General features: G+C 65.8%; 17 protein-coding genes. 10 read left to right on the forward strand and 7 right to left on the reverse strand.

Features of this window, described 5'->3' with window-relative positions; genetic code table 11:
* Window positions 1-34: 34 nt before the first annotated feature.
* Genes ACSLGO_RS08225 through ACSLGO_RS08235 form a run of 3 tightly spaced genes read left to right on the forward strand, consistent with a single transcriptional unit; the run spans window position 35 to window position 1,563 of the window.
* The gene (locus ACSLGO_RS08225; protein ID WP_226802446.1) at window positions 35-430 is read left to right on the forward strand and encodes a DUF3099 domain-containing protein; all 396 of its coding nucleotides are present in this window, start codon (window positions 35-37) and stop codon (window positions 428-430) included.
* Window positions 427-684, forward strand: coding sequence for a hypothetical protein (locus tag ACSLGO_RS08230; RefSeq protein ID WP_091604928.1), 258 nt, complete (start codon window positions 427-429; stop codon window positions 682-684). Before ACSLGO_RS08225 ends, ACSLGO_RS08230 begins: the two co-directional genes overlap by 4 nt.
* Window positions 685-1,563: an SURF1 family cytochrome oxidase biogenesis protein gene (locus ACSLGO_RS08235; protein WP_263126825.1), complete on the forward strand. Its 879-nt coding sequence runs from the start codon at window positions 685-687 to the stop codon at window positions 1,561-1,563.
* A 76-nt stretch (window positions 1,564-1,639) separates the two neighbouring features.
* Here ACSLGO_RS08235 and ACSLGO_RS08240 read toward each other — a convergent pair whose 3' ends face one another.
* Window positions 1,640-3,238, reverse strand: coding sequence for an ABC-F family ATP-binding cassette domain-containing protein (locus tag ACSLGO_RS08240; RefSeq protein ID WP_091604934.1), 1,599 nt, complete (start codon window positions 3,236-3,238; stop codon window positions 1,640-1,642).
* Between the two features lie 218 nt (window positions 3,239-3,456).
* Between ACSLGO_RS08240 and ACSLGO_RS08245 the strand changes: the two genes are divergently transcribed.
* From ACSLGO_RS08245 to ACSLGO_RS08255, 3 genes are read left to right on the forward strand one after another with little or no spacing between them, the layout of a single operon-like run.
* The gene (locus ACSLGO_RS08245) at window positions 3,457-4,197 is read left to right on the forward strand and encodes a biotin transporter BioY (protein WP_436400891.1); all 741 of its coding nucleotides are present in this window, start codon (window positions 3,457-3,459) and stop codon (window positions 4,195-4,197) included.
* The gene (locus ACSLGO_RS08250) at window positions 4,194-4,913 is read left to right on the forward strand and encodes an energy-coupling factor ABC transporter ATP-binding protein (RefSeq protein WP_436400893.1); all 720 of its coding nucleotides are present in this window, start codon (window positions 4,194-4,196) and stop codon (window positions 4,911-4,913) included. The genes ACSLGO_RS08245 and ACSLGO_RS08250 overlap by 4 nt, the downstream gene beginning before the upstream one ends.
* Window positions 4,914-4,929: 16 nt before the next feature.
* On the forward strand, window positions 4,930-5,538 hold the full coding sequence (locus ACSLGO_RS08255) for an energy-coupling factor transporter transmembrane component T family protein (RefSeq protein ID WP_386887362.1): 609 nt from the start codon (window positions 4,930-4,932) through the stop codon (window positions 5,536-5,538).
* Between the two features lie 87 nt (window positions 5,539-5,625).
* Here ACSLGO_RS08255 and ACSLGO_RS08260 read toward each other — a convergent pair whose 3' ends face one another.
* The 5 genes from ACSLGO_RS08260 to ACSLGO_RS08280 all read right to left on the reverse strand — a co-directional run bounded on the left by ACSLGO_RS08260 (window position 5,626) and on the right by ACSLGO_RS08280 (window position 10,417).
* Window positions 5,626-5,955: a metal-sulfur cluster assembly factor gene (locus ACSLGO_RS08260; RefSeq protein WP_436400895.1), complete on the reverse strand. Its 330-nt coding sequence runs from the start codon at window positions 5,953-5,955 to the stop codon at window positions 5,626-5,628.
* Between the two features lie 35 nt (window positions 5,956-5,990).
* Window positions 5,991-6,761: a Fe-S cluster assembly ATPase SufC gene (gene sufC / locus ACSLGO_RS08265; protein WP_091604949.1), complete on the reverse strand. Its 771-nt coding sequence runs from the start codon at window positions 6,759-6,761 to the stop codon at window positions 5,991-5,993.
* 64 nt (window positions 6,762-6,825) lie between these two features.
* On the reverse strand, window positions 6,826-8,181 hold the full coding sequence (gene sufD, locus ACSLGO_RS08270; RefSeq protein WP_091604952.1) for a Fe-S cluster assembly protein SufD: 1,356 nt from the start codon (window positions 8,179-8,181) through the stop codon (window positions 6,826-6,828).
* Window positions 8,181-9,653: a Fe-S cluster assembly protein SufB gene (sufB, locus tag ACSLGO_RS08275; protein ID WP_091604955.1), complete on the reverse strand. Its 1,473-nt coding sequence runs from the start codon at window positions 9,651-9,653 to the stop codon at window positions 8,181-8,183. The genes sufD and sufB overlap by 1 nt, the downstream gene beginning before the upstream one ends.
* Window positions 9,653-10,417, reverse strand: a complete 765-nt coding sequence (locus tag ACSLGO_RS08280) for a helix-turn-helix transcriptional regulator (RefSeq protein ID WP_263126820.1) — start codon at window positions 10,415-10,417, stop codon at window positions 9,653-9,655. The genes sufB and ACSLGO_RS08280 overlap by 1 nt, the downstream gene beginning before the upstream one ends.
* A 162-nt stretch (window positions 10,418-10,579) precedes the next feature.
* On the opposite strand from ACSLGO_RS08280, the gene ACSLGO_RS08285 reads away from it, so the two are divergent.
* Genes ACSLGO_RS08285 through ACSLGO_RS08295 form a run of 3 tightly spaced genes read left to right on the forward strand, consistent with a single transcriptional unit; the run spans window position 10,580 to window position 13,268 of the window.
* A complete protein-coding gene (locus tag ACSLGO_RS08285) occupies window positions 10,580-11,539 on the forward strand; it encodes an ABC transporter ATP-binding protein (RefSeq protein WP_419242728.1) in 960 nt (319 codons plus the stop codon).
* The gene (locus ACSLGO_RS08290) at window positions 11,536-12,279 is read left to right on the forward strand and encodes an ABC transporter permease (protein ID WP_263126818.1); all 744 of its coding nucleotides are present in this window, start codon (window positions 11,536-11,538) and stop codon (window positions 12,277-12,279) included. Before ACSLGO_RS08285 ends, ACSLGO_RS08290 begins: the two co-directional genes overlap by 4 nt.
* Window positions 12,280-12,284: 5 nt before the next feature.
* Window positions 12,285-13,268 (forward strand): COX15/CtaA family protein, encoded by a 984-nt coding sequence (locus ACSLGO_RS08295; protein ID WP_325786807.1) that lies wholly within the window; start codon window positions 12,285-12,287, stop codon window positions 13,266-13,268.
* 512 nt (window positions 13,269-13,780) lie between these two features.
* Here the strand turns inward: ACSLGO_RS08295 and ACSLGO_RS08300 are convergent.
* On the reverse strand, window positions 13,781-14,680 hold the full coding sequence (locus ACSLGO_RS08300) for a heme o synthase (protein ID WP_263129004.1): 900 nt from the start codon (window positions 14,678-14,680) through the stop codon (window positions 13,781-13,783).
* 421 nt (window positions 14,681-15,101) lie between these two features.
* On the opposite strand from ACSLGO_RS08300, the gene tkt reads away from it, so the two are divergent.
* Window positions 15,102-17,291 (forward strand): transketolase, encoded by a 2,190-nt coding sequence (gene tkt / locus ACSLGO_RS08305; RefSeq protein ID WP_091604973.1) that lies wholly within the window; start codon window positions 15,102-15,104, stop codon window positions 17,289-17,291.
* Window positions 17,292-17,307: the final 16 nt, after the last annotated feature.

The following is a 17,307-nucleotide window of genomic DNA, read 5'->3' on the forward strand; positions in this document are numbered from 1 at the left end:
GATAACCAAGTGACGATTCTGCGATGAACCAGGGATGAGCAAGCTAACCCGCCGCGGTGCCCGCATCCCGCGGATTACGGACGCCCGTTCCGCGCATACCGATGAGATGCACGCGCGCATGGTCAAATACACGGTGTCCATGAGCATCCGCATGGTGTGTCTGTTCCTGCTGTTCTTTGTCCACGGCTGGATGCTGTGGGTGGTGGTGGTGGGAGCCGTCGTGCTGCCCTGGTTCGCCGTCGTGATTGCCAACGGCGGCAGCGACAGCAGCAACATTGGCGGAGACTCCCCTTACGAGGCCGCCGCCCCGCAGCAGCTCGAAGCCCATGTCTCTGACGCTCCGGACTCCCCGGACACCACGGTACTCAGCGGTGAAATTATTGACGACGACGGCCCATCCGGCCAAGGAACCCAGGCACCGAACGCATGAACCTGCTTGACCAGTTATCCGGCGGTGCCGGCGCAGAAGACCGTGCTCGGTGTTCCCGCAAGGGATGCCGTGTGGACGCCGAGTGGCAGCTGCTGTGGAACAACCCCAAAATCCACACACCTGAACGGCGGAAGATCTGGCTGGCCTGCGGCGACCACCGTGGCTGGCTCGAAGAGTATCTCCAGGTCCGCTCCCTGTGGAAGGAAACGCTGCCCCTTGCCGGCAGCGCCGGAACCGAAAGCGACACCCAGTAGATGTACAAGTTCCTCCTTTCCAGCCGGTGGCTGGGCTGGTTCGCCCTGGTATGTGCGCTGGCGGCTGTCTGCGCGTTCCTGGGCACGTGGCAGCTCGACCGCCGCAACGCTGTCCGGGAAGACATTGGCTGGGTTGAAACGAACTACTCGGCAGATCCCGTCCCCTTCGAGGAGGCAGCCGGCTACTTCGAGGAATTCGATCCGTCAGCGGAATGGCTGCCGGTCCAGCTGACGGGCACCTATGACACGGCCAACCAGCGGATTGTCCGCAACCGCCCGTTGAACGGACGCCCCGGCTACGAGGTGCTGGTGCCGCTGAAGCTGCAGGACGGCACCGCCGTCGTCATCAACCGCGGCTGGCTGGCTATCGGCAACAATGAGGCAGGCTGGCCGGATGAGGTGCCGGCAGCACCGGAGGGCGAGGTCAGCGTCGTCGCCCGGATCAAGCCGGCCGAGCCCACCCTGCTTCGCGGTGCACCGGAGGGCCAGCTGGCCTCAATCGACCTCGCCACCTACCAGGATCAGACCGGGTACCCGCTGGAGCAGGCTGCATACGGGCTGATGTCCTCGGAGGACCCTGCACCCGCCGACCGGCCCGAGGCAGCTCCCAAACCCGCGCTGGATGAGGGGCCGCACCTCTCCTATGCCCTGCAGTGGTATGCCTTTGGCCTGCTCTTCTTTGTCGGGTTTGGGTACGCGGCACGGCAGGAAGCGTGGAACATCATCGAAGCCGGCGAGGAAGACGCGGACGACTTCGACGACGAGGATGAGGTCCACTCGGCGGCTCCGGCCCCGCGCCGCACCCGGCCCGTCCGCAGGCGCCGCGGAACCACGGGCGAGGAAGAGGAAGACGCCATCCTGGACGCCCAGGGTTACTAGGTTTCGGCATTGCCTGGAAAGCGGAAAGGCCGCCGTCCCCATGGAGGGCGGCGGCCTTTCTGCGTCCCGGTCCTGGCTAGGCCAGCGTGACGAGTTCCAGGTAACCCTCGTTCCAGTGGTCCTCGTCGCCGTCGGGCAGGAGGACAACGCGTTCCGGATTCAGGGCCGCCACGGCGCCTTCATCGTGGCTGACCATGACGACAGCGCCGGAGTAGTTGCTCAGGGCACCCAGGATCTCCTCGCGGGAAGCCGGGTCAAGGTTGTTGGTGGGTTCATCCAGGAGCAGCACGTTCGCCGAGGAAGCCACGATCGTGGCCAGTGCCAGGCGGGTCTTCTCACCGCCGGAAAGCACCCCGGCAGGCTTGTCCACGTCATCGCCGCTGAACATGAAAGAACCGAGCACGCTGCGCACCTCTGCGTCGTCCATGTCCGGTGCGGCAGAGCGCATGTTCTCCAGCACGGTGCGGTCGGTGTCCAGGGTTTCGTGTTCCTGGGCGTAATAGCCGATCTTCAGCCCGTGTCCCGGAATAATGCGTCCGGTGTCAGGGGTATCCACGCCGGCGAGCATGCGCAGCAGCGTTGTCTTGCCGGCACCGTTCAGGCCCAGGATAACCACCTTGGAACCGCGGTCGATGGCAAGGTCAACGTCAGTGAAGATTTCCAGCGAGCCGTAGCTCTTGCTCAGGCCTTCGGCCATCATGGGCGTTTTGCCGCAGGGTGCGGGATCCGGGAAGCGCAGCGCTGCCACACGGTCCGTGGCACGCACTGAGTCCAGTCCGCTCATCAGCCGGTCAACACGCTTGAGCATGCTCTGGGCAGCCGAAGCGCCGGAAGCACGGGCCTTCATCTTGTTGGCCTGCGCCAGCAGTGCGCCGGCCTTCTTCTCTGTGTTGGCCCGTTCGCGCTTACGGGCGCGCTCGTCCGTCTCACGCTGGATCTTGTAGCGCTTCCAGTCCATGTTGTAGATGTCGATGGTGGCGCGGTTGGCGTCCAGGCTGAAGACCTTGTTGACGGTCGCCTCGAGCAGCCCGGTGTCGTGGCTGATCACGATCAGGCCGCCGGTGTGGTTTTTGAGGAACTCACGCAGCCAGGCGATTGAATCGGCGTCGAGGTGGTTGGTGGGCTCATCGAGCAGCATGGTCTCGGCATCCGAGTACAGGATCCTGGCCAGCTCTACACGGCGGCGCTGGCCACCGGAGAGGGTTTTCAGCGGCTGGTTCAGCAGGCGGTCCGGCAGGGCCAGGTTCGCACAGATGGTGGCAGCCTCGGACTCGGCGGCGTAACCGCCGGCGGACAGGAACTCCGCTTCGAGCCGGTCATAGCGCTTCATGGCCTTCTCGGAGACCTTCGAGTCGCCGCTGGCCATCTCATCCTGGCACTTCTTCAGTTCGGTGAGGACCTTGTCCAGGCCGCGGGCGGAGAGGATCCGGTCCCTTGCCAGCTGCTCCATGTCCGGAGTACGTGGATCCTGCGGCAGGTAGCCGATGTCTCCGGTGCGCTTGATATGTCCTGCTGCGGGAAGGGTCTCGCCGGCCAGGACCTTGGTCAGCGTGGTCTTGCCGGCGCCGTTGCGGCCCACCAGCCCGATCTTGTCTCCCTTGTCCACACGGAATGAGACCGCTTCCATGAGCAGGCGTGCGCCGGCACGCAGCTCGAGTTCAGATACGGCAATCACTAAGGAGGGACCTTTCGGAGGAAATGGATTGGGGGCGCGTTGTGCGCGTCTAGTTCGCGGAATCCGCGAAGGCAGCCTTTCAAGTCTACCGGCTCCAGCAGAATTGTAGGAATCCAACAAAGGAGATGGGACCGGGGCCGGTCTAGTCTCGGAAATACCGGGGCAGTTCCCCGGAGTCTTAGGACGCACTCTGTAGGACCCCGACGAATCGAGCCTGAATGCCCACCGACCCCGATCCCGCTGCCACGTCTCCTTCCGGCACGTCTCTTTCCGGCACGTCCCTTTCCGGTACCTCGCCTTCCGGCCTGCCCGGCCACCGGGAGGCCGAACCCGGCGCAAACGATGGTGGCCGGCGGCGGTCTCCCCGTCCCCGCTGGGGCGCGGCCGACCTCTCCTACATAGCGGTCTTTGCGGCGCTCATCGCGGCGTTCTCGCTGATCCCCGGCATTCCACTGGCCGCCGGGGTTCCCATCACCCTGCAGACACTGGCGGTCATCCTCACCGGGATGGTCCTCGGCCCGGCCCGCGGCGCGGCGGCCGCAGGACTCTACGTCGCAGCCGGCCTTGCCGGGTTGCCCGTCTTCAGCGGATTCACCTCCGGAATCGGAGTCCTCGCCCGGCCCTCGGCCGGCTACCTGCTCTCCTTTCCGCTGGCTGCGCTGCTGGTTGGACTGCTGGTCCGTGTGCTGTTGAGCCGAATCCGGCGGGCGCGGTTTGCTGTGCTGTTCACTGCGGGCCTGGGCACCAGCTTCCTGGTGGTGCATCCGCTGGGAATCGCCGGGCTCATGCTCAACGCCAAGCTCTCCTTCCCCGCTGCGCTCACTGCTGACATTGCCTTCTGGCCCGGCGACGTGCTGAAGAACCTGGCCGCCGCGGCGGTGGCCGTCAGCGTCTTCGCCGCGTTCCCGAAGCTCGCGCCGGCGGCCAAGCCGCGGCCGAAGCAGGCACACGGCGCATGACCGTCCAGTTCCGCGCCGTCGAGGTGCGGGCCCCGGACGCAGATCCCGGAGACGCGCCCATTCTCCATCCGTTCTCCCTGGACCTGAGTGAGTCCCGGATAGCGGTCATCGGCGCCAACGGCTCCGGCAAATCCACCCTCCTGCGCCTGGTCAACGGCCTCCTGCTGCCCACAAGCGGCCGCGTCAGCGTGGACGGTGCGGACACGGCCCGCCGGGGCCCGCTGGTGCGGCGGAGGGTGGGGTTTGTGTTCACCGACCCGCTTTCCCAGCTGGTCATGCCCACGGGGCGCGATGACGTTGAACTCTCGCTGCGGCGCAGCATCCGCAGCGCCGATGAACGCAGGGCCGCGGCCGAACGTGCCCTGGAACGCTTCGGGCTGCTGGGCCTGGCCGACCGCAGCATCTATGACCTCTCCGGTGGTGAACGGCAGCTGATGGCGATGGCCGCGGTGCTGGCAACGGACCCGGCCATCCTCGTCGCCGACGAACCAAGCACCCTGCTGGACCTGCGGAACACCGCGCGGCTGCGGACCATCCTGGCCGCTCTCCCCCAGCAGGTCATCTACACCACCCATGACCTTGAATTCGCAGCAGACGCGGACCGGGTGCTGGTGGTGGATGCCGGACGGATCGTGCAGGACGGAACGCCCGGAGAATGCATAGCGGCGTACCGGCAGCTCGCTTCCGGGAAACCAACCCGGCAGCGGGCGGAGTGAGACGGTGAGGAAGAGCATGCAGCTCGGCGCCTACCGGCCCGGAAGCAGCCTGGTCCACCGGGCGCCGCTGGGGCTGAAGTCGGCCGCCGTCGTCCTGGGCTCGGTGGCCATGCTGGCCGCCGCACATCCGCTGGCAACGGGCGCCGGAGCGCTGCTGACCGTGCTCGCCTACGCCGGAAGCGGGCTGCTGCGTGAGCTCCTGCTGCCGGTGCGGCTGATGTGGCCTGTCCTGCTGGTCCTGGGGGGATTCCAGTTCTGGCAGGCCGGGCCCTGGACAGCGGTCACGGTAATCGGCAACATTCTCGTCTGCGTGCTGGCTGCCCGGCTGCTGGTCCTGACTGTCCCGATGCCCCGGCTGCTCGACGGCGTGGTGGGGCTGGTGCGGCCGCTGCGTGTTCTTGGGGCGGATCCGGAACGGTTCGGGCTCGCGCTGGCCCTGATGCTGCGCAGCGTTCCCTACCTGCTGGGTTCGGCCGCGGATGTCCGGGATTCGGCGAAGGCGCGGGGGCTCGAACGCAATCCCCGCGCGCTGGCGGTTCCGGTGGTGATCCGTGCGGTGGCCTACGCCCAGCAGACCGGAGATGCGCTGGCGGCTCGCGGCATCGGCGAGCCGTACCGGGACTGAGCTGCCGTTGAAACCGATTAAACGCCGGAAGGGCGGACGCCACGCAAAGGTGGTGTCCGCCCTTCCGGCGTTTGCAGGCGGGTCCGGCTAGATGTTGAAGCCGAGGGCCCGCATCTGGTCGCGGCCGTCGTCGGGGATCTTTTCAGGTCCCCACGGCGGCATCCAGACCCAGTTCAGCCGGAAGTCGTCGACGATGCCGTCAAGAGCCTTGGCGGTCTGCTCTTCGAGGACATCGGTCAGCGGGCAGGCGGCCGTTGTCAGGGTCATATCGATGAGCAGGGCGCCGTCCTCGGCGTATTTCAGCCCGTAGAGCAGGCCCAAATCAACGATGTTCACCCCCAGCTCGGGGTCAATGACGTCCTTGAGTGCCTCTTCGACGTCCTCCAGGGACGTCTGGGCCAGATTGGCGTCGCTCATGTTCTGCTCCTCGTGTTCCGGCGTGCCTGGTGTGCTCAGGCGCTGACTGCGCCGGTCTTGGTGAACCGGTCGTAGCCTTCTTCTTCAAGGCGGTCGGCGAGCTCGGGGCCGCCCTGTTCGGCGATCCGGCCGTCAACGAACACGTGCACGAAGTCCGGCTTGATGTAGCGCAGGATCCGCGTGTAGTGCGTAATCAGCAGGGTACCCATGTTGCCGGCCTCGTGCTCGCGGTTGACGCCTTCGGAAACAACCTTCAGGGCGTCAACGTCCAGGCCGGAGTCGGTCTCGTCCAGGATGGCGAACTTCGGGTGGAAGAGCTCGAGCTGCAGGATCTCCACGCGCTTCTTCTCACCGCCGGAGAAGCCTTCGTTGACATTGCGCTGGGCAAAGTCAGCGTCGATGCGCAGCTGGGACATGGCGTTCTTGACGTCCTTGGTCCAGTGGCGCAGGGACGGTGCTTCGCCGTCGATCGCGGTCTTGGCGGTGCGCAGGAAGTTCGTCATGGTGACACCCGGAACCTCAACCGGGTACTGCATGGCCAGGAACAGGCCGGCACGGGCGCGTTCGTCAACGCTCATCTCCAGGACGTCTTCGCCGTCCAGGGTGATGGAACCGCTGTCAACGGTGTACCGCGGGTGGCCTGCGATGGTGGAGGCCAGGGTGGACTTGCCGGAGCCGTTGGGGCCCATGATGGCGTGGGTCTCGCCCGTGTTGATGGTCAGGCTGACACCCTTCAGGATCTGCTTCTTGACACCCTGTTCGGTCTCAATGCTGACGTGAAGGTCCTTGATTTCAAGAGTGGACATGCGTAGTTTCGCTTTCTCTTTGCACGCGTGCGGTGCGGTCTGCAGGTTGGGTGGAAGAAAGGGCCTAAGCCTCGACGACGGCGAGCTCACGCTCGACGGCGGCGGTCAGGCGCTCTTCCAGTTCCGGAACCTTGATCTGCTGGATGATTTCGTTCAGGAAGCCGCGCACCACAAGGCGGCGGGCAACGTCCTCGGGGATGCCCCGGGCCATCAGGTAGAACAGGTGCTCGTCGTCGAAACGGCCGGTGGCGCTGGCGTGGCCGGCACCTTCGATGAGGCCGGTTTCGATTTCGAGGTTCGGCACGGAGTCGGCACGGCCGCCGTCGGTCAGCAGCAGGTTCCGGTTCACCTCGTAGGTGTCGGTTCCTTCGGCTTCCTTGCGGATCAGCACGTCGCCAACCCATACGGTGTGCGCGTCCTTGCCCTGCAGCGCACCCTTGTACATCACGCGGGACTTGCAGTTGGCAACAGCGTGGTCAACGAATAGGCGCTGTTCCAGGTGCTGGCCGGCGTCGGCGTAGTACAGGCCGTACATTTCGACGTCGCCGCCGGGAGCAGTGAACTTCGAGGACGGGGTGACGCGCACCAGGTCTCCGCCGAGGCTGATGGCGACGTGCTTGAAGCGGGCGTCGCGGCCAATCCGGGCGTACTGGGCGGAGGCGTGCACGGCGTCGTCGTCCCAGTCCTGGACGGTGATGACGGTGAGTTCAGCGCCGTCGCCGACGAGGATCTCAACGTTCTGGGACAGCGTGGCGGAACCCTTGTGGTCAAGTACGACGACGGCCTTGGAGAAGGCGCCGGCCTCAATGACAATGTGCTGGGCTGCAGGCTCGGTCCCTGCACCGGTGATGGACAGCGTCACCGTGCCGTCGGCCTGGGTGTCCTTCGGGATGCTGACGAGTGTTGCTTCGGTGAAGGCTTCCCAGGCTGCCGCGGCAACCAGGTCCTCCGGGATGCCGGCGGTACCAATCCGTGCATCGTCACGGCCGATTCCCGCCACGGTGATGCCTTCGGGAGCTACGACGGCAACCTCGGGGGCCGTGCCGGTGAGGTCCTGGGTGTGCAGGCCGCGCAGGCGCTTCAGCGGCGTGAACCGCCAGTCCTCTTCACGGCCGGTGAGCTTGCCGAAGTCCGCCCGCTTGAAGGAGGTGGGGCGCCCGGCACGGGAGCTGTCCGGAATGCCCGCCCCGGCGCCGTGGCTGTGGGACTTGCTGCTGTCGCCGCCCAGGACGGGGGAAGCGTCGTTCAGCGGGGAAAGGTTTTCGCCTTCCTCGGTGAACCCGTCGATGCGGACACGGCGGTCTCCCGAGGGAGCCCCGATGCGCGCCTTGACGCCTTCCACTGCGTTGCTGACCTTTTCGGCTACGGTTTCAGCGACGTTCTCGGCTGCGTTTACTACGGTGTCGTTGAGCTTCGACATTAACCGACGGCTCCTTCCATCTGGAGTTCGATGAGGCGGTTGAGTTCAAGGGCGTATTCCATCGGCAGTTCACGTGCGATCGGCTCGATGAAGCCGCGCACGATCATCGCCATAGCCTCGTCCTCGGGAAGGCCGCGGGACATCAGGTAGAACAGCTGTTCCTCGCTGACCCGCGAGACCGTGGCTTCGTGGCCCATGGTCACGTCGTCCTCACGGATATCCACGTAGGGGTAGGTGTCCGAACGGGAAATGGTGTCCACGAGCAGCGCGTCACAGCGAACGGTGTTGGCGGAGTTCTTCGCGCCTTCACGGACCTGGACCAGGCCGCGGTAGGCAGCACGGCCGCCGCCGCGGGCTACGGACTTGGAGATGATGGAGCTCTTGGTGTTCGGAGCAATGTGGACCATCTTCGAGCCGGTATCCTGGTGCTGGCCTTCGCCGGCGAAGGCGATGGACAGGGTCTCACCCTTGGCGTGCTCGCCAACCAGGTAGACAGCCGGGTACTTCATGGTGACCTTGGAACCGATGTTGCCGTCGATCCACTCCATGGTGGCGCCTTCATGCGCAATCGCGCGCTTGGTCACCAGGTTGTACACGTTGTTCGACCAGTTCTGGATCGTGGTGTACCGGACGCGGGCGTTCTTCTTGACGATGATTTCCACGACGGCGGAGTGCAGTGAGTCCGACGTGTAGATCGGCGCCGTGCAGCCTTCGATGTAGTGGACGTAGGAGTCCTCATCGGCGATGATCAGCGTGCGCTCGAACTGGCCCATGTTTTCCGTGTTGATACGGAAGTAGGCCTGGAGCGGAATCTCCACGTGGACGCCCTTGGGCACGTAGACGAAGGAGCCGCCGGACCAGACAGCGGTGTTCAGCGAGCCGAACTTGTTGTCGCCAACCGGGATGACGGTGCCGAAGTACTCCTGGAAGATCTCCGGGTGTTCCTTCAGAGCGGTGTCGGTGTCCAGGAAGATGACGCCCTGGGCTTCGAGGTCCTCGCGGATCTGGTGGTAGACCACCTCGGACTCGTACTGCGCTGCAACGCCGGCCACGAGGCGGTTGCGCTCAGCCTCGGGGATGCCCAGCTTCTCGTAGGTCTCCCGGATGTCCTCGGGAAGCTCTTCCCAGGAACCGGCCTGCTTCTCGGTGGAGCGCACAAAGTACTTGATGTTGTCGAAGTCGATGCCGGAGAGGTCTGCACCCCAGGTGGGCATGGGCTTGCGGTCGAAGTACTTGAGCCCCTTGAGGCGCAGGTCCAGCATCCATTCCGGCTCGTTCTTCTTCGCCGAAATATCGCGGACAACCTCTTCGGAGAGGCCGCGGCGGGCGTTTGACCCGGCAACATCCGAGTCGGCCCAGCCGTACTCGTAGGTGCCAATGCCCTCGAGTTCGGGGTTCTTTTCCAGGATGTCTGAAATCACGGAGTCGGGCACCTGGGGTGCCTCGGCGTTCCGGGTTACTTGATCCGTCATCACGGCCTTTCTTGCTGATGAGTGGATGTGGACTGGGTGGTTGCGGAGCCCACCGGCTGGTGAGGCGCAGACTGCGAACGGCCCACGGGGATGTGGGTCGTACAAACGTGCCCGCCGCGGGAGAGCGTGGACAGCCTGCGGACGTCCACCCCCAGCAGCCGGGAGAAAACTTCGGTCTCCTTGTCACAGAAGACGGGGTAGGCACTGGCAAGCGCCTGGATGGGGCAGTGCCCCTGGCACAGCTGGATGCTCAGCAGGGTGCTGGGTGTCCGGCTCGTGCCGATCATGGTGGTGGACGCTACGAAGCCGTCCTTGGTCAATTCGGCCGAGAGTGCCTGGGCCCGGTCCTCCAGGGAGGGCCCCGCGGCGTCGAGCACCGGACGGTAGCGCTCCTCCATCTTCCTGAACCTTGCCGCCGCAAACGCCTCGATGGCTTCGGGTCCCGCTGCTGCGCCGAGTGCACGCAGTGCCTCGGTGGCGATGGTCAGGTAATCGTTGCCGAGGTAGGACTGTCCCTGCTGGCTCACCACATAGCGGCGGGCCGGCCGTCCTGCTCCCGCACCGGGGCTGGAAACACGCTTGACCTCAATCAGGTCCTGCCGCTCCAGTGCGTCCAGGTGCCTGCGTACGGCAGCCGGCGTGAAGCCCAGCCGCTCACCGAGTTCTGCGGCGCTTACCGGACCGTGCTCCAGCACAGCCCCCAGTACGCGGTCCCGGGTGCGCTCTTCCGATTCCCTGGCGGCAGCCTGCGGGGCGGGTTTCACCGTCCCTTGATCCGCCGGAGGGGTCTCCGTCTCTGAACTCTTCACAGAATACACAACACAATCATGACCTAATGCATTCCTCAAGGCTACTAAGGCGATGCTTCCCCCGGCCCCGGGCGGGCGTTCGGTGCGGGCGGAAAGGACTACTACCTAACGTAGAATATGGGGGTGCCTAACGACGAACCCTGCCTGACTATCACCGGCCTGGTCCGGGACCTCGGTCCCGTGCCGGGACTGGACGGCAAAATGATCCGGGTGCTGGCCGGGGTTGACCTCACTGCCAGGCGGGGCCAGGTGACTGCCCTGCTGGGCGCAAACGGCGCCGGCAAGACCACCACGCTCGAGTGTGCCCAGGGACTGCAGCCCATCGACGGCGGCGACGTCCGTCTCCTTGGCGAGGCTCCTTATGGTGCCGGAGCAGAACTGCGCGCCCGGGTTGGCGTCATGCTCCAGGACGGCGGGCTGCCCCCCGCGGCCCGCCCGGTTGCCCTCCTGCGGCACATTGCCAGCATGTACCGGCAGCCCCGCGACGTCGATGAACTGGTCCACCGGCTGGGCATCAACAGTTTTGCCAGGACCGGGATCCGCCGGCTTTCCGGCGGCCAGCGCCAGCGTGTGGCCCTGGCTGCCGCGCTGGTCGGGAACCCCGAAGTGCTGTTCCTGGATGAGCCCAGCGCGGGACTCGACCCGCAGTCCCGCCAGATCGTCTTTGAACTGATCCAGGAACTGCGGGACGAAGGCCTGGGGATCATCCTCACCACCCACCTGCTCGACGATGCCCAGCGCCTGGCGGACTACGTGTACATCATTGATGACGGGCGCACGGTAGCCCGGGGCACCGTTCCGGAGCTCACGGCTCGGACGGAGGCCCACGCCGCAGGCCGAGAGCTTTCCTTCGAAGCACCACCCGGACTCAACCCGTCCGTGGCCGGCCTGGAGCACCTGTCCTTCACCGAGGACTCCCCCGGCAGGTATGTGCTCAGCGGCGAGTTCACCCCGGCTGACCTGGCCCGCCTGGCAGGGTGGTGGAATGAGGCAGGCATCCTGCCGGACAGTATCCATATGGCTTCACGCACGCTGGAGGACGTCTTCCTCGAACTCTCCGGAAAGGAGAACCGATGAGCGCCCCGGCTCCCCTGTCCGTTCGGGTCCTTAACCAGGGCCGGTACGAAGCTGAGACCATGCTGCGCAACGGCGAACAGCTGATCCTCGCCGTCGTGCTTCCCCTCCTGGGGCTTCTAGCCCTCAGCGTGACCCCGGTCCTTGATGCCTACGGCGAGTCCCGCATCGATACCGCGGCACCGGGCATCCTGGCGCTGTGCGCGCTCTCAACGGCATTCACCGGCCAGGGCATCGCCACCGGCTTCGACCGGCGCTACGGCGTCCTCCGGTTCCTGTCCACCACTCCCCTGGGCCGCGCCGGGCTCATTGCCGGCAAAGTCATTGCGGTGCTGTCCGTCCTTGCCATCCAGGTGGTACTGGTCAGCGCCGTCGCCCTGTTCATTGGGTGGCGTCCTTCGCTTCCCGGCGTGCCGCTGGCGCTGGTGCTCCTGGTCCTGGGCGCGGTGGCTTTCACCGCACTGGGCCTCCTGGTTGCCGGAACCGTCCGGCCCGAGGCTACGCTGGCCATAACCAACCTGCTGTGGATCCTGCTGGCGGGGGTTGGCGGCATCATCCTTCCGGCTGCCAGCCTGCCGTCGGATATGGAGCCGTTCGTCCAGTTCCTTCCCTCGGCCGCCCTGGGCGATGTGATGAGATCAGCCCTGATCGATACGCAGTTCAACCTTTCCGCCACGCTCATCCTGCTGGCGTGGACAATCCTGGGCAGCCTCGCCGCTGTCCGCTGGTTCAAATGGAGTTAGTTCCCGTGTCCAACACCCCCGCCCCTGCACCTGCTGCCCGGACGGCTCCGCCTTCCAGCGGCCCCGCCACCGGCAAGCTGATCCGTTCACTGGCGGTGGCCACCCTGGTGGCGAACATCGCGATTGTGGTCACCGGCGGCGCCGTGCGGCTGACGGCTTCGGGCCTTGGCTGCCCGGAATGGCCGCTCTGCACAGCAGACTCACTGGTCACTACGCCGGAAATGGGCGTGCACGGCATCATCGAGTTCGGCAACCGGCTCCTGACCTTCGTGCTTGCCGCGATTGCGTTCGGCATGCTCGCCTCTGTCTGGAAGTCCCGCCGCAGCCGGCCTGACCTGCTCTGGCTGTCCGTCGCGGCGCTGGCCGGTATTCCGGCGCAGGCCTTCATTGGCGGGATCACTGTGTGGACCGGGCTCAATCCGTGGGTTGTTGGCCTGCACTTCATTGTGTCCATGGTGATCATCAGCGTTGCAGTGGTGCTGGTCAACCGTGCGTGGCTGAGCACCGAAGGTGTGGCCGGGTCCCACGCCCCCCTTGCTGACCAGCCCCTGCGTCCGGTGATCTGGGCAATTGGCATCCTGTCGGCCATCACGGTGGTCCTGGGTGTGATGGTCACCGGCTCCGGCCCGCACGCCGGAGACCACGGCGCGGCCCGGAACGGCCTGAACCCGGACCTGGTGACCCGGCTCCACGTAGTGCCGGTCTACCTGCTGGTGTTCGCCACCGCTGTTGCGCTCTTCCTCGTTTACCGCCGCGCTGCCGACAGCCGCCTGCGCACGTCCCTGGTGGTCTTCACCGCCGTCGTGCTCGCCCAGGCCGTAATTGGCTACGTGCAGCACTTCATGCATCTTCCGATCGTGCTGGTGGCCATGCATATGCTTGGCGCTTCACTGCTCACTGCGGCGGCTGCGCACGTGGTCTACACCGCGCTCTCCCGGAAGGTTCCGGGTCAGGCCCTGGCAGGCGCGGGCTCACCCGCTTCGAAGTAGCTGGCCGCCTAGCGCTGCTGTTCGCCCCGCGGCGAAAGACCCCACGGAACCTGGGTTCCCTGGGGTCTTTTGCGTTTCTGGGCGAATGCGGGGCGGGTTCTGGGGGCGCGGGTCGTGAGGCCGGGGCTGTGGGCTCGGGGGTGTGGCGGCCGGGCCGGAACAGCCGTAGCGCATGGGGAGATAACGCTGTTTAGATGCCTACTGCGCATCCTGTGGGGAGATAACGTCGCATGACCCGGTCCAAAGGGACCGTAAGTCACCGAAGGATTCGCGGCGGGCGGGCTAAACGACCGTAACTCACCGATGGATGTTGACCGACACTCTGGGGGCACGGGAGCGGGTGCCGTTCTCTGTCATGACGGGCATCGACGTCGGGCCTTCACGCCAGCTGTCTTTCAACGCAGGAAAGGTTGACGGCCCAGGCGCCGTGGAAGTCGGAGAGCATGCGCCGCACGGAGTCCCGCGGCCATCCTGCGGGGAGATAACCACGCTAAGACAGGCGGGAACCGGACCTACCCGAAGACCGGACCGCCGACGAACGGGTCGATCGCGAGGGCGACGAAGAGGATGGTCAGGTAGCTGATCGATCCGTGGAAAACCTTCATGGCGGACTTGTCGGACACGTCTTCGCGCTGGGCCCGGGAGTGGAGGCGGTGCGTCTCGGCGAGGAACCAGACCCCGCTGAGCACAGCGCCTGCGGTGTAGACCCAGCCTGCTCCGCCAACCGGGATGAGCAGGAGCGAGCACACGACGGTCGCGTAGGCGTAGAGGACAACCTGCACGGAGACGAGTTTCGCGCCGGCAACTGCGCCGAGCATGGGCACGGACGCGTTGCGGTAGTCCTCGCCGTACTTCATGGACAGCGGCCAGTAGTGCGGCGGCGTCCATAGGAAGATCACGGTGAAGAGGATGACGGCGGGCCATTCAACCGTGTTGGTGACGGCCGCCCAGGCAATCAGTACCGGCATGCAGCCGGCGATTCCGCCCCAGACAATGTTCTGGGTGGTACGGCGCTTCAGGATCAGCGTGTAGAACACCACGTAGAGCAGGATCGCGCCAAGGCCCAGCAGGCCCGTGAGCGGGTTGGCGCCGAACCACAGGAGCGCAATCGAGACGATGCCGAGAGCCCAGCCGAAGACGAGTGCTTCGCGCGGGCTGACTTCGCCGGTGACCAGGGGGCGCTTTTCGGTCCGGCGCATCAGCCGGTCCATGTCCCGGTCGATGTAGCAGTTGAAGACCCCGGCGCTGGCCGCAGCGAGGGCGCCGCCGACCATCGTGGCGACCATCAGCCAGACAGAGGGTATGCCGCCCTGCGCGAAGAACATGGTGGGCAGGGTGGTGACCAGCAGGAGTTCAATGACGCGCGGCTTCGTGAGGGCCACGTAGGCCCGGAGCTTACGTCCCACGCTCATTTTTCCGGCGTATACCGGAACCTCGGCGGGGGCATGCTGCGTACTCACGAAACGATCACTCAGTCCTGTCTGGAATCCTGTCTGGGCCGTAAAAGTCCACGCTCATCATAACCTCTATCCCCTGTAGAAAACGAAGCACGGATCGCTGGTCCGGGGTATTCGGGCCAGGTACGGGGAACCTGCGCCGCCCGGGGCGCAGAATGCGTCCCCCGATACGCCCAATGGCACGGGCTTCGGGATAAGGTTGAAAGCGGACATTTCCTGCAGGTCCGGCAGGTCAGCTGCACGGCACTGGCAGGAAATTTGTGCATGTCGGGTAACGATTGCGCACAAAACCCGGTTGTAGTGGTGAGAACACCGCGTCCGGCGCCGGAAAGCGCCGGTAATCCGTACAGAGAGGGGCCCGGTAAACGTGCCACATTTGGAAGAGCAGAACCTTACCTGGAGCGAGACGGACAGCAAGGCAGTAGATACCGTCCGCGTCCTGGCGGCCGACGCCGTCGAGAAGGTTGGCAATGGACACCCCGGAACCGCCATGAGCCTGGCTCCCGCGGCGTATCTGCTGTTCCAGAAGGTGATGCGGCACGATCCTGCGGACCCGCACTGGATCGGCCGTGACCGCTTCATCCTCTCCCCCGGCCACACATCGCTGACGCTCTACATCCAGCTGTTCCTCTCCGGCTACGGCCTGGAACTGGATGACCTGAAGGCGCTGCGCACCTGGGGTTCCAAGACCCCCGGCCACCCTGAATACCGGCACACTGACGGCGTCGAGATCACTACCGGCCCGCTGGGCCAGGGCCTGGCCTCCGCCGTCGGCTTCGCTTACGCGCAGCGCCGCCTGCGCGGAATGTTCGACGCCGATGCCCCGGCAGGCACCAGCCCCTTCGACCACACCATCTGGGTGATCGCGTCCGACGGGGACCTGCAGGAAGGCGTGACCTCGGAGGCCTCGTCGCTGGCGGGCCACCAAGAACTGGGCAACCTCGTGGTGATCTACGACGAGAACCACATTTCCATCGAGGATGACACCGACATCGCCTTCACCGAGGATGTCCTCAAGCGCTACGAAGCCTACGGCTGGCACACCCAGCGCGTTGACTGGACCGAGAGCGGCGAATACCGCGAAGACGTTAACGGCCTCTACGACGCACTGGCCAAGGCCAAGGCGGAGACCGGCCGGCCGTCCATCATCTCGCTGCGCACCATCATCGGCTGGCCCGCACCGAACAAGCAGAACACCGGCAAGATCCACGGTTCGGCCCTGGGCCGCGACGAGGTCGCCGCACTGAAGGAAACCCTGGGCTTCGACCCGGAGAAGTCCTTCGACGTCGATCCGGAGGTCCTCGAATACACCCGCGGAGTCCGTTCCCGCGGCGCCGAGGAACGCGCCCTCTGGAACGATTCGTTCAACGCCTGGCGGGAGGCCAACCCTGAAGGCGCGCAGCTCCTCGAGCGCATCCAGGCCGGCGAGCTGCCCCAGGGCTGGGAAGATTCGCTTCCGCAGTTCGAAGCAGGCAAGGACGTTTCCACCCGCGCCGCTTCCGGCAAGGTGCTCAGCGCCATCGGTCCGGTCCTTCCGGAGCTGTGGGGCGGTTCCGCCGACCTCGCGGAATCCAACAACACCACCATCGAAGGCGCTCCGTCCTTCGTTCCGGCCGGACGCCAGACCTCGGCGTGGTCAGGCGGGCCCTACGGCCGTGTCCTGCACTTCGGCATCCGCGAACACGCAGCAGCCGCGATCGTCAACGGCATCACCATGGCCAGCAACACCCGGGCGTTCTCCGGTACCTTCCTGATCTTCAGCGACTACCAGCGTCCGGCCATCCGCCTCGGCGCACTCATGGGCGTCCCGTCGATCTACGTGTGGACGCACGACTCGATTGGCCTGGGCGAAGACGGACCCACGCACCAGCCCGTCGAGCAGCTCGCCTCGCTGCGCGCCATCCCGGGACTCGACGTCGTCCGTCCCGCAGACGCCAACGAAGTGGCTGTCGCCTGGCGCACCATCCTGGAGAACACCGAGAACCCTGCAGGAATTGTGCTGACCCGCCAGAACGTTCCCACCTGGGAGCGCGGCACCGGAGCAGCAGGTGCCAGCGAATTCGGCTCGGCCGACGGCGCGGCACGCGGCGGATATGTCCTGGCGGAAGCCGTGCGGGACGGTCAGGCCGTTACCCCGGACGTCATCCTCATCGGCACCGGCTCGGAGGTCCAGCTGGCCGTCCAGGCACGCGAAGCACTCGCCGCCGAAGGCGTTGCTGCCCGTGTGGTCTCCATGCCGAGCGTTGAGTGGTTCAACCGGCAGGACGAGGACTACCGCGAATCCGTGCTGCCGCGTTCGATCAAGGCCCGGGTGTCGGTGGAAGCCGGCATCGCCCAGGGCTGGCGCGAATTCGTCGGCGATGACGGCCGCATGGTCTCCCTCGAGCACTTCGGCGCCTCCGCCGACTACAAGACCCTGTTCAACGAATTCGGCATCACGTCCGACGCCGTAGCCCAGGCTGCGCGGGATTCCCTCGCAGCAGTGCACGGCCGGGACGCAGCCCCTGCAGGTACCCCTGCAGCACCTTCCGGCGCGGACTCCACCGAGACCGGCGACCAGAAGTAATTAGGAAAAGGAGCAC

This window comes from Arthrobacter sp. IK3, from assembly GCF_051337705.1.
GTDB lineage: Bacteria > Actinomycetota > Actinomycetes > Actinomycetales > Micrococcaceae > Arthrobacter_B > Arthrobacter_B koreensis.